Raw genomic sequence first — 12,842 nt, 5'->3', positions numbered from 1 at the left:
GCCAACTAATAACCATGAGCCGCATTGATGTATTGTCAATGCGGTTTTTTTATTGCATGAAAGTTGAGGGAGAAAATAAAATTTGAAAATACACTTCAGTTGATACAAAAAACATCTGAATTTTTCCAATATTACAATTGAAGGACTACAATATTCCCCTCTCCTTGAGGGGTGTCAAAAATTTTTTAAATTTTTGACGGGGCGGTTTTATAGCGCAAAGAATATTCTACAACCCTTTCTAAATGGGATAATTATTTTAGGTTTTGGCTAAAGCCAATGGAATTTTATTTATTTAGCCGGCCCCTATTGATGTTGACATCCGGATGGATCATTAGATAATTGATAATAGTTGTTTAATGACAAAAACTTTTTACTTTTTACTTTTTACTTTTTACTTTTTACTTTTTACTTTTATCCAAACTTGTCACGTTTTCTTCACTAAGTTTGTCTTAAAAAGAAATATCATGCAGGAACATTACAACAGGCTGCTCACTTATGCCTATAATATTACCGGTTCTTACGAAGATTCTCAGGATCTGGTACAGGATGTAATAGAAAAATATATTTCTTTGGACAAGTCAGAAATCAGAAATGAAACCAACTTTTTGATCAAAAGCACTATTAATCACGCGATTAATTTCAAAAACAGACACAGCAAAAAAATGGTCTATGGAGAATGGCTTCCTGAACCTCTTTCTTTTGAAAATGCAGAAAATAAACTCATTAAGGAACAAACGACCCGCTATACCCTGCTCGTTCTTTTAGAAAAACTGAATCCAAGAGAGCGTGCCGTATATATTTTAAAGGAAGCATTTGATTATTCTCATCAGGAGATCGCAGAAACTCTAGACATTTCGGTAGAAAATTCCCGAAAGCTGCTAAGCCGTGCAGGAAAACAATTACAAAATATACAATACAAACCGGATAACATTAATACTTCCATTCATACTGATATTCTTCAACAATATCAGCTGGCATTAAGTGAGGGAGATGTTCCCAATATTGAAAAGCTTCTTATTGATGAAATTAAGCTGTCTGCTGATGGTGGAAAACGTGTTCGTGTCATCAAAGCTGTAGAAGTTGGAAAATCGGCTGCCGCTCAACTTTTGGCATTTGTACAACAGCAGTTTCTGGGTAAAAAACCTCATACTTTTCATACTTTTAATCATCAACCCGCTATTTGCTTCTGGCAGGATGGCCGTATTTATAACTGTCATATTCTGGACATTGATTCTGAAGGAATGATCCGTGAAATCTACTCTATTGTTGATCCTGAAAAATTAAAAAGACTGCAATAATCTGTCACGTTTTAAAAATACGGAGTGTCTTTAAAGAAAATGATCTTACAACAGTTTGAAACTTTAAAACACCTAGATTCATTATGGAACAGATTAAACTAGCCATCGAAAAGTTCATTAAAGGTGGCGATAATAGTGATACCGCTCTTTTGGAAGATATTCTTCATAAAGATTACCAGAATATCCAGGACGGATTCTTTGATAAACCGGGAATCTTTGTTATTCCCAAACAGGAATATATTGGGTTGGTACGGGATAAAATTTTTGGCGGAAAACCTCGTAAAATTACTTATCATTTTGTGGAACAAAAAAATAATATTGCCTATACCCATGTATCTCTGGAAAGTCATGTATTATTATTTTCATCCCTTATCACTTGTGTACGGGAAAACGGAAAATGGCAGGTTATTACCAATATACCCTCTATAGAAAACAAGTAAAAGCAACCTGAATACTCATTGGCCATAGCTACACCAATAAAAATGTATGAGTGAAAATAATTTTATTATTTGTGGATTCATGGCTTAAGAAAGAATCTGTATGAATATTTTCTGAACAAACTGTTTACAAATGTTATCATTTACTCTTCAACTTTGATCATAACTTTGTTTCATAACAATATCCTTATGAAATATATTATCCAAAAGGTTTTCACCAATGTTCTAGAAAATCCTGTATTTGATTTATCATTAATTGAAAGGTATTTCTCCAAAGATTATATCCAATTTGTAGATCATCAACAACTCAATTATAATGAATTCATCCTACATATTAAAAAACTCAAAGAAAAAGTAGCTGACCAAAAGATTGACCTCATCAATTATGCTGAAAATGGAAATATCATTTTTACCCATCATATTGCAAAATCAGTATTAAAAGACGGCAGCATTATTCTTCATAAAGTATTGGCTGAGTTCACAATTCAGGAAGGTAAAATCATCAAATGTGATGAACTTACTTTTTTGCTGGAAGGAGATCTTTCTGCAAAAAATCTTGGATCTGAAATATAAAAGAAGTTCGGATAGCTAGGTATTGCTTACGGTTTCCCGTAAATTAATAATAGTATTGCTTGGTAATTTTGCCCTACAAAGTAATCTATAAAACAATAATCATGGCTTGGAGCTACAGAAAAAGAATTAAAGTAATCCCTGGTGTACATCTTAACTTTAGTAAAAGAGGAATATCTACAACAATTGGAATAAAAGGAGCCAGCATTAATTTTAGTCAGGCAGGCACAACTCTCAATACAAATGTCCTTGGGTTTTCTACCCGTCATAAGCTATCCAGTTCTCATGTAAGACCACAATATCAATCGGGAATTAATCCTACTCCTTCTTATCCTGAATCTCCTGTTAATCAGACCTCTTCTCTTCCTGAAAACATTTTCAGTGCTGACATTCATGAAATTACGAGCCAAAACATGCAAGGGATCAAAGAGGCTATCATCCTGGCTCAACAACAAAAAAAAGATTTGACTTCTGATCTCAAAAAAATTACAAGAACTTTGTCTATCACAAGGGCTAAGAAGATTCTAAGCTATGCATTTCTTTATGGGTTGATTAAAAAAGAAATTCCTCAAAATTCAGATCGGGATATCAAGGCTCAGCAAGAAGCTATTAAGCAAACAAAAGCGATGATTGAGAAATGTTATGTAAATCTGGAAATAGATTTTGATCTCGAAATTAAAAGAAAATTTGAAAAAGTCTACGAAGCCTTTAAGAAGCTTGGTACATCTCAAAAAATATGGGATATTACAAGTGCTCATTTTCAGGATAGAGTGGCAACACGCTCTTCTGCGGGTACCATCGTGAGCAGAACACAGGTTCATTTTGCATTGAAAGCCATTCCTTATATAAAGTCGGATTATCAAGCATTATATATGAAAAATGCAAACGGAGCTGACATTTATATTTATCCAACCTTCATTGTGATGTATACCAATGAAAATAAATTTGCCATCATCGGAATCCATGAACTTAATTTCCAACATACCTATACTCGTTTTACCGAAACCTCAACAGTTCCAAAGGATTCCAGAATCATTGGCCAGACTTGGGCAAAGGTTAATAAAAATGGAACGCGCGACAAAAGATTCAAAAGTAATTATCAAATTCCAGTAGTACGCTACGGAAATATCAGACTTTCTACTCAAACAGGGCTTCGCGAAGAATATGAATTCAGTAATTATGAATTTACAGAGGAATTTGGTAAAGCTTTCAAGGAATTCCAAGCAGAATTCAGATCAATTCAATAATCTATCTAAAACTGTCTTCATAGAAATGTTAAGGCAGTTTTTAAGCTTTAATCAGGCTTCCAAACACTAGTATTAACAATTCTTAAAATAACCTTAATTTTTATTTCAAATCATTTCCCAAACAGACGTTTAATTTTGTTTCAATTTTAATCTATAAAAAGAAAGTGAAGAAAATTTTTACATCTGTTTTGTTTTGTGCTTCTCTATTTTTCTATGCACAAACCGGTACTCTTTCCGGAAACATTAACGACGACGCTAAAATTGCCCTGCCGGGAGCCAAAATCTCTCTAAGTCCGGGAAATATCTATACCACCTCCGATGAACACGGAAATTTCGTTTTCCTGAATGTTCCTTCAGGAACCTACACCATGAAAGTAGATTATCTTGGTTATGGAGCTCATCAATACAATGTAATTGTAGAATCTGATAAAAATACAAAGCAAAATATCATTTTCGATAAAAAGGAAACAAGTATTGGTGAGATCGTAGTTTCAGGGGCAACATTAAAAAACCAGGCAAGGGCTTTAAACAAACAAAAAAACAATGCCAACATTACCAATGTTATTTCTTCTGATCAGATCGGACGTTTCCCAGATGCCAATATCGGAGATGCTTTAAAGCGTGTTCCGGGAATTACCATACAAAATGATCAGGGAGAGGCCAGAAACCTTATTATCAGAGGCCTTGCTCCCAATCTGAACTCTGTCACTTTAAATGGTGACAGAATTCCTTCTGCGGAGGGAGACAACCGTAATGTTCAGATGGATCTTATTCCTTCTGATATGATTTCCACCATTGAAGTGAATAAAACTTTAACTCCGGATATGGATGCGGATGCCATTGGAGGTTCTGTCAACTTAATTACAAGAGCTTCCCCTAATGGGCAAAGGATTTCGGCGACATTGGCAGGAGGATACAATCCTATCCGGGAAAAAGGGAATTATACAGCAGGATTGGTCTACGGAAATCGATTTCTCAACAAAAAACTAGGGGCTGTATTCAGCTTTTCTTATAACAATAATAATTTTGGTTCAGACAATATAGAACCTGTGTGGAGCCAGGCTAATGATGCCGCGAAAACTGCTTATATCAGTAAAATGGGTGTTCGTTACTATAATGAACATCGTATCAGACATAGTTTTGACCTGAATATGGATTATGAATTCAATTCTAAAAATAAGATCTATGCTTCAGCAATGTATAACTTCAGAAATGATAAAGAAAACAGATTTGCACTCGGTTATAAAATAAAACCGGTTTATAATGCTGATGAATCTGAAATCATAGATTGGAAAGGCAGTATCACTAGACAGAATAAAGGTGGAGATTCTAATAACGACAACACTCGTCTTGAGAAGCAAAAAGTACAGAACTATGCTTTAAGAGGAGAACACTTACTGGGCTCTAAAGTAGATCTAGACTGGTCTATGAATTATGCAGTAGCAAGCGAGGATAAACCTCATCAACGCTATATTGAATTCGAAAATAGCAAGATGAGTTTCTCACCTGACCTGAGTGATCCAAGAAAACCAATGATTAATCTGCTTGCAGCTGATCATTTAGGAAGTTACAAACTAAGTGATCTTTCTGATGCCAATAGCTTTACCCAGGAAAAAGAATTTGGAGCAAAAATGAATGTCCGTTTTCCTTTTTCTGTGATTACTGATCAAAAAGGAAGGCTTCGTACCGGATTCCGTATGCGTTTGAAGGAAAAAGAGAGAAACAATGATTTTTTCGCCTTCACTCCTACCAGCACTATGGGAAGTTTACTTTCTGTACCTACGGTGTATCTTGATGGCACCCACTTCCAGCCTGGAAATTATGTTCCTGGGACGTTCGTAGATCCGGCATATCTGGGCGGATTGGATTTATTTAATACAAGCTTATTTAATGGTAAATCGAAACCATCAAAATTTCTTTCTAATAACTACAGTGCAAAAGAACAGATCTATGCCGGATATATCCGTTGGGATCAGGACTTTAATGATCAATTATCTATGATTGTGGGAGCTCGTGTAGAAACCACTCAGATTGATTACACCGGAAATTACGTAATGAATGAAAAGGATTTGGTTGGAAAAATCAATAACACCAATACTTACACCAATGTGCTTCCTAGTTTGTCATTCAAATATGTTCCGGTTCAGGATCTTGTGCTTCGTGCGGCATTTACTACGGCACTTGCCCGTCCGAATTACTATTCACTAGTTCCTTATCTTAACGTTATCTCGGAAGACGAAATCATTTCAGCTGGAAATCCAAACTTAAAAGCGACCTACTCCTATAATTTCGATTTCATGGCAGAAAAATATTTTAAGTCTGTAGGGATTCTTTCCGGAGGATTATTTTATAAAAACCTGAAAGACTTTATTTACACTTTTTCAAGAAGAAATTATACAAACAATGACTTTGCTGCTGATTTTGCAGGGCAATCCAATCCAATTCCTGCAGGAGAAAGCAATTGGAAATTTACCCAGCAGCGTAATGGAGACAATGTAGCGATCTATGGTTTTGAAGTAGCATTACAAAGGCAATTAGATTTTATTCCCGGAGCATTTTGGAAAGGAATGGGAGTGTATATAAATTATACATATACTCATTCCAAAGCTAAAGGAATCACCAGTGAAGATGGAACAGAAAGAACAGATGTAGGATTTCCGGGGGCAGCTCCACACATGTTCAACGGCTCGCTTTCTTGGGAAAATAAACGTTTCTCTGCCAGAGTTTCTATGAATTATGCTTCTCGATATATTGATGAACTTGGTGGAAAATCTTTTGATGATCGTTATTATGACAAACAGTTTTTCCTGGATGCTAATGCTTCGTATAAAATCACAAGTCAATTGAGAGTTTTTGCTGAAGCCAATAATCTGACCAATCAGCCGTTAAGATATTACCAGGGAATTCCAAGCAGAACTTCTCAGGCAGAATACTACAGACCTAGATTTACATTAGGAGTAAAATTCGATTTTTAAAACATGAAAAAGATAACATACTATATCGCAGCACTCGCTGTTTTTCCTTTTGTGATCAACTGTAAGGGGCAGAATCAATCAGGAGAAAAGTTAAAACCAACGGTTATTACAGAAACAGTAGTTCATGATACTGATGACCCGGCTATATGGATCAACCCCAAAGATGCCTCCAAAAGCATCATTATCGGAACAGATAAAGATACTAATGGCGGACTGTACGCCTTTGACCTTAATGGCAAAATCACCCACAAAGTTTTAGGGCTTAAACGTCCCAACAATGTGGATATTGAATATGGTTTTGTTTTGAATGGAAAAAAGACAGACATCGCAGCGGTTACAGAACGTGAAACAAATAAAGTGAAGCTCTATGCTCTTCCCGAGCTCAAGGAAGTAGGTGAATTTTCCGTTTTTGATGGAGAAACGGAACGTGGCCCTATGGGAATATCAATGTACAAAAACCCGAAAACGGAAGATATTTTTGTGATTGTAGGACGAAAATCCGGGCCAAAAGACGGCTATCTCTGGCAATATAAACTTTCTGAAAAAGCAGGAAAAATTACTGGCGATGTTGTTCGAAAGTTTGGTAAGTACAGTGGCTTGAAAGAGATCGAAAGTATTGCCGTGGATGATCAGATGGGATATATTTATTATTCTGACGAGCAGTTTGGAGTACATCAATATAATGCGGATCCTGCCAAAGGAAACGAAGAGCTTATGGTTTTCGGGCAAGGTGATTTTAAATCTGATGTAGAAGGAATTTCGATTTATCCTACGTCCCAAAATACAGGATATATTCTGGTATCTAATCAGCAGAATGATACATTCAATGTTTATTTAAGAGAAAATCCGGCTAAGGGAAGAATTGCCGAAATCCCTGTTTCTACTCTTGAAAGTGACGGCTCCGAAGTAACAAATGTGAATCTGGGATCAAAGTTTCCTAAAGGAATGTTTGTTGCCATGAGCAATGGCAGGGTTTTTCATTTTTATGACTGGAGAATTGTTGAAGAAAGAATACAAGCTGCTATAAAGGCAAAATAATAATTTTTAAACACGAAGAACACTAATATTTTCACAAATAACACAAAGAATATTGTGGATGTTTGTGGTTATAATATCATTTTAAACCATTAAGAGATCTCATAAGGGTTTAAGGAAAGTTAAGAATGAGGCTTTCTTTAAGAGTTGAGGCTTATAAAAAGCGTAAGATTTTCTCTTAACGATTCTTATTTTCTTTAAAAAATCTTAATGGTTTCTTTTTTTATTCAATATGCTGTCTCAAAAATTCTTCAGGAGTTCACCATTTCACCAGATTTCCCAGTTTCATGGTAATTCTATTACCTAGGAGACAAAGGCTTAGATGAAATTAAACTTTAGCTCGTCAGATTACTCATAATTAATTGTATTTTTGGGAGCATACTTTATCAAACAACATCACCTTTACACCAAAGATTTAAATTCTAAAATGTCAAAAAAATATACAGAATGCTCTCTTCATGGAAAGCAGGAAATAGGTTTATTGTGTACTCACCTTGCGCATAGTCTTTTGGATCGGATTCCCGTAGGTTTCCATGAATATAATGAAGAGGATCTTGGTCGTCCCGATGCCTGGTGCAATCTGTGTGAAAAGAATCAGGAACATATTGAAACTGATCAGGATCGTGAAAACTGGTTCACTAGTTGTGATTATAAAATCCTTTGTGCAGCCTGCTGGGATGAAGCAAAAGAACTGAATGAAAATTAAATAACCTGTGTGATTATTTTAAACGCAGTAGACGCAAGGAAATTCCAAAATAATGATTAAAATAAAGTTCGCAAAGGTATTTCACTCAGCTAAGGATCATTAACAACTCCTTGTAAATAGAATTCTATTCAGGTGTTCGTGGGAATGAAACGTCTTTTGAAGAATTCCATCTCTTATTTGTACGTTCCAAACAATCTATCCCAAATAGAGGTATAAAATCCGAAATTTTTAGTCTCATCCAAATGATGTTGATTATGGAATCTGGTAGTTCCCACAAAGAATCGATCAAACCAGGCTGGGAAAAACTCTCTGTTTAGATGCCCTATTGTACCCCAAATAAGATTAATCAGCAAATAAATGGAAATAGAAACCACAGAAAAATTGTACCCAATCAGTAACACCAGCATCATCAGCCCAAAACCTATGGTTTCAAAAGGATGCAATACAAAAAGGCTCAGATAATTGGTACTTACATGCTCGTGATGTTTTCCATGTACCATTTTATATACAAATGGTACATGTGCTGCATAATGAAAGAAGTACATGAAAAGATCCATTAAAAAAAGGAGCGCTATAATTTCAAGACTGATCATTATTCCAGATTGGGTATTTCCCAGCTCAATCCAGCCATTTTTCCATAGAAAAACACCTATCAGCATCACAAGACTATTACAGATAACCGTAAAAAGGCTCAGATAGAAATCTGATTTTGATACAGGATGATCTTTATCCTGCAATGGACTTTTACGACAGGTTTTATCAATAAAGAGATATAATCCTATTGAAAATAAATACAAAAAAACATTGCAAATCAGGCTGAATAGAATCCATTGTGACCAGGAAAACTGCCAAAACATATTGATATAACCGGAAAGTACAGTTTCATTAAAACTCATAAAAGCATCTTCTTTCAACTTGATGTCATAAATGTATGAATTTTGGAATAAGAAGAGAAGAGCCTATGTAAAATCTTTTGAAATGATACGTTTTGTAAAACCCCTATTTCTCTCTCGCTTTTCTTTTGATTTCGCGAAGCCGTACTGTTAATTTTTTTCTTAGATCAGTATGATATGCCCTGTAGCTTTTTATACTTTCTTCAAGGTTCTTTTTATTCTTCAGATATTCTTCATACAAATTGGCCAACTCAGCAATTTGTGTAATAACATCAGAGGAATGCGCTTCAGAATGATCTGCAGCTTCTATCAGCAGTCGGTAATATTCGATACGACTGGTCAGATTTGTGTGAAGTTTTGGTTCAATTCCCTGCATGATTTTAGTTTTTTTTAATAAGAGTGCTATGTATCAATTTCTACCCGCAGATATAGGTGGAACATCACTTTGATATAAGACCTTCACATTTCCGGAAGATATTCCCTGATTTACAGATTTAAACTGGGCTCCGTTCAAAACAGAAGAAATCAAAGTTTCATTAGGATCACCTAAAGGCAATAAGGGCAATACCGTATACTCATTAACCGAAACCTGCGGTGAAATCCCATTGCTATATTCTCCGACACCATTAGCATTAAATACTTTATAAATAACCGGGTGCATTTGCCAATAGATTTTTTGAGGCTTACGTTTATCTTCTACTGTGAATCCTGCCATATCTTTTCCTAACGTTACATCTCCAACTTGGACAACCTGAAGGTAAGGTTTCAAATTATTAATAACGATTTCAGCTGCAGAAGCTGTACTGTTTGAGCTCAAAATATATACTTTGTTCAACCCTAAGGAATTTGCCCGTAGAGTATTAAAATCAAGTGCTTTTGGATCATAGGCAATCTGTTGGGAAAAAGTTCTTTTCACTTCGCCCCCATTTTTATTTCCTTTAAAGATGATGAATGGAGAAGTAGATGATATCCCTGAAGGAATAAGGGAACAAAGAGCAGCAGCAGCAGATACAGAGCCTCCATAATTATATCTCAGATCGAGAATCAGTTCTTGTACTCCGGCAGCTTTAAATTCTGCAAACTTCTGGCTGAGCTTCTGTGTCATCCCATCCGGAAAATCATAGATATACAGATACCCTACTTTTTTGCCATTTTTTTCAAATATTTTAGACAATAAAGGCTGATCAAAAGATACTCCATAATAGACTTTTATTTCTTTTTCATCAGTTATGGCTCCATTTTTCCAATTTCCTATACTAAGATCCAGTACTGTGAGATCTTTCATGGTTGAAGTTATAGATTCTGCATTATTTGCCGTCAGTGTTTTTCCATTAATTTTGGTAATAATCATTCCACGTTCAAGTCCGGCATTGAATGCCGGGGAATCTTTAAGCACTAATTTAATTGTTGTTACTACCTCGCCGTTTGACTGCTGAATAACGGTATAATCGAAGCCATACATATTCCGAATCGAGCGTGGATAACTGGAAGGGTCTTTAGTATTTACAATAAAAGAAAACCGATCCTGAGGAGCCAGCATACTTTTAAAAAAATCTTTTACAGGAAGATGATAATCCGGCTTTGATGGCATCTGATCTGCCCAGTAATAATACCGTTTCAAGCTATCCTGTACCCAAAGATTTACAGATTCTGTACTTCCTTCAGGAAAGTCAGGAGCTTTTTCATCATTATCCGTACAAGAAATAAGGATGAATATGATGGCAATGAACTGAAGTTTTAAAAATTTTCTCATCCCGGATTATAAATATTCTGCTACATCCACATCTCCTTTTACTACCCATGCGCCATTTTCCAATTTTTCCTGCAAGATGATCATATTAGCACCCATATCTTGTTTTATTTTCACCTTAATCATTTCGGAACCTACATAAGGTTCTGTCGTTCCAGGTTTATACAATTCCAGATATACAGGAGCTGTAATTCCGAAAGAGGTGTATATCTTTACCGGAGTAAAGCTCTTTTTCCCAATATTATCAAACTCCGCCAGAACAATACCATTTTCTCTTTTTAAAACTCCTTTCACATTTTTCAGAGATGTTCCTGAAAACTCTCCTAAATTCGGAAAAATAAATTCAAACCCCACCCTTCCAAGGTTGACCTGCGGTTTTATAACCTCAGCCTCCAGAAAGATTCCCGGAAGATTGAAGAAGTATAGTTTTTTATATTCCTCTATATTATTATAAGTAATATTGTATTGTATAATTTCCTTTCCTGTTTCATGATTATATATTGTCAGTTTGTTGATCTCTCCCTGATCCTGTACAAACTGAAGCGTGGTTTCTATTTTATTGGTATAAGAGGTTTTCCCGTCTATAGATATTGGTTCTCCATTGAATCTCAGCTGAAGTACATCAGGTTTAGAGAACCCTTTGATAGTCACTTCCCCTGGTTTTTGTGCAAGATCATATTTTTCCATCACCGTGTTGTCTGTGCATGAAAATAATATGACCAATAATAGTAATGCAAAGATTTTATTCATCTTTTATCTTATTTTAAACTTTAAAAATATTGCCCTACCCATTGTGCAGGGCAATACAACAATTATAAAAAAACTAGTTGAATATGTTCTGAATAACCGCTTTTTATCAAAGCGCCAATCCATTATTGTATATTAAAACTTTATATTTTGTTTTATGATCAGCTTAAAAGCAGCCTATTTATTTCTTAATAAAACTTAACCGCTCTGTAGTTTTTCCATCAGTAATTTCCGCTATATACATTCCTTCTGATAAACCTGCTATATTGATTGATCTTGAGTATTGAGCGGTAAGAACTTTCTGCCCTGCCATATTATAAAGATAAACTGTCGTTATATTTTCTTTTAATGCAGGATTAAGCTGTAGTTGTAAGTGTTCTTTTACCGGATTTTCTACAATTTTTGTAAGATTTTCTTTCTTTTTTACATCTTTTGTGCTTAGCGTAAGTGAGGTAGCATAGATAGCCATTTCATCAATATTGATATTCATAATATTATTCCCGCTGGCATTTCTGTTTGCCCACATTCCTATATAGATCTTCTTTCCTGCAAAAGCTGAAATATCTACAAGGTTTTCTGCAAATTGGGTAAGGTCTGCCGGAAAAGGATTTGTAGATGAACCTACCTGTATTTTATAAGGGCTTTGTAGATAATTTCCTGATCCATCTACCGTCATAGCCTTAAAATCTGCTAAAGTGGGAACTTCTTTTTGAGGTGTACTTACATAGATATAAAGATCACGACTCACAATAGTATGAGAAGCTCTTTGTCTTCCAATATAAGAGGCAAGAGTGATTGTTCCTGAAGCGGTTGTAAGATCTATCTGAGGAGAAATAATCCAGTCATCTTCAGTTCCGAACCCTGCAACACTTCCAGTAGGAACCAGATTAGTTGAATGCCTTAGAACTCCGGCACTTCCATACACTAAAGAGGTACCATTGTGATAAATATTAGCGCCTTGAATCCACCCGTTATTATTACCATTCTGGTCATGGAATGTCCATCCCTGAAGATCGGCAGAAGTATCAAAAGTATTTCCCCATACCAAAGTTTGAGCTGTAGCCAGCTGAGATAAAAACAGGACAGATGATAAAATTATTTTTTTCATGATACTGATTATTAAAATTATGTAAAGAAAATAAAGCAAGGAATTAGCCTGAGCTTCTTCCCTGCTTTTATTATTT

12 protein-coding genes are annotated in these 12,842 nt (G+C 35.4%); 7 read left to right on the top strand and 5 right to left on the bottom strand.

All coding sequences use genetic code 11. From position 1 onward, the window contains the following. The first annotated feature begins 464 nt into the window (after positions 1-464). The 7 genes from GTR01_RS21045 (at position 465) to GTR01_RS21015 (ending at position 8,268) form a co-directional block, all read left to right on the top strand. A complete protein-coding gene (locus GTR01_RS21045; RefSeq protein ID WP_160139693.1) occupies positions 465-1,298 on the top strand; it encodes a sigma-70 family RNA polymerase sigma factor in 834 nt (277 codons plus the stop codon). Between the two features lie 83 nt (positions 1,299-1,381). Further along, positions 1,382-1,738: a nuclear transport factor 2 family protein gene (locus GTR01_RS21040; RefSeq protein ID WP_160139692.1), complete on the top strand. Its 357-nt coding sequence runs from the start codon at positions 1,382-1,384 to the stop codon at positions 1,736-1,738. A gap of 186 nt (positions 1,739-1,924) precedes the next feature. Then, positions 1,925-2,308, top strand: coding sequence for a hypothetical protein (locus GTR01_RS21035; protein ID WP_160139691.1), 384 nt, complete (start codon positions 1,925-1,927; stop codon positions 2,306-2,308). A 101-nt stretch (positions 2,309-2,409) separates the two neighbouring features. Continuing rightward, positions 2,410-3,552, top strand: coding sequence for a DUF4236 domain-containing protein (locus GTR01_RS21030; protein WP_160139690.1), 1,143 nt, complete (start codon positions 2,410-2,412; stop codon positions 3,550-3,552). Between the two features lie 164 nt (positions 3,553-3,716). Continuing rightward, positions 3,717-6,527, top strand: coding sequence for a TonB-dependent receptor (locus tag GTR01_RS21025; RefSeq protein WP_160139689.1), 2,811 nt, complete (start codon positions 3,717-3,719; stop codon positions 6,525-6,527). Between the two features lie 3 nt (positions 6,528-6,530). After that, on the top strand, positions 6,531-7,565 hold the full coding sequence (locus GTR01_RS21020) for a phytase (RefSeq protein WP_160139688.1): 1,035 nt from the start codon (positions 6,531-6,533) through the stop codon (positions 7,563-7,565). A gap of 424 nt (positions 7,566-7,989) precedes the next feature. Further along, complete coding sequence (locus GTR01_RS21015) at positions 7,990-8,268, top strand: hypothetical protein (protein ID WP_160139687.1); 279 nt, start codon at positions 7,990-7,992, stop codon at positions 8,266-8,268. A 173-nt stretch (positions 8,269-8,441) separates the two neighbouring features. Here GTR01_RS21015 and GTR01_RS21010 read toward each other — a convergent pair whose 3' ends face one another. From GTR01_RS21010 to GTR01_RS20990, 5 genes are all read right to left on the bottom strand, one after another. Then, the gene (locus GTR01_RS21010; protein ID WP_160139686.1) at positions 8,442-9,164 is read right to left on the bottom strand and encodes a sterol desaturase family protein; all 723 of its coding nucleotides are present in this window, start codon (positions 9,162-9,164) and stop codon (positions 8,442-8,444) included. A 103-nt stretch (positions 9,165-9,267) separates the two neighbouring features. Further along, positions 9,268-9,537: a hypothetical protein gene (locus GTR01_RS21005; protein WP_160139685.1), complete on the bottom strand. Its 270-nt coding sequence runs from the start codon at positions 9,535-9,537 to the stop codon at positions 9,268-9,270. A 33-nt stretch (positions 9,538-9,570) separates the two neighbouring features. After that, positions 9,571-10,914: a S41 family peptidase gene (locus GTR01_RS21000; protein ID WP_160139684.1), complete on the bottom strand. Its 1,344-nt coding sequence runs from the start codon at positions 10,912-10,914 to the stop codon at positions 9,571-9,573. A gap of 6 nt (positions 10,915-10,920) precedes the next feature. Further along, on the bottom strand, positions 10,921-11,661 hold the full coding sequence (locus GTR01_RS20995; RefSeq protein ID WP_228452304.1) for a hypothetical protein: 741 nt from the start codon (positions 11,659-11,661) through the stop codon (positions 10,921-10,923). Positions 11,662-11,839: 178 nt separating this feature from the next. Then, the gene (locus tag GTR01_RS20990) at positions 11,840-12,766 is read right to left on the bottom strand and encodes a T9SS-dependent choice-of-anchor J family protein (RefSeq protein WP_160139683.1); all 927 of its coding nucleotides are present in this window, start codon (positions 12,764-12,766) and stop codon (positions 11,840-11,842) included. Positions 12,767-12,842: the final 76 nt, after the last annotated feature.

It is taken from the genome of Chryseobacterium sp. c4a (assembly GCF_009900745.1).
In the GTDB taxonomy this organism is placed as follows: domain Bacteria; phylum Bacteroidota; class Bacteroidia; order Flavobacteriales; family Weeksellaceae; genus Chryseobacterium.
The sequence above is the reverse complement of the archived record's forward strand: the minus strand, read 5'-3'. Positions and strand labels throughout refer to the sequence as shown.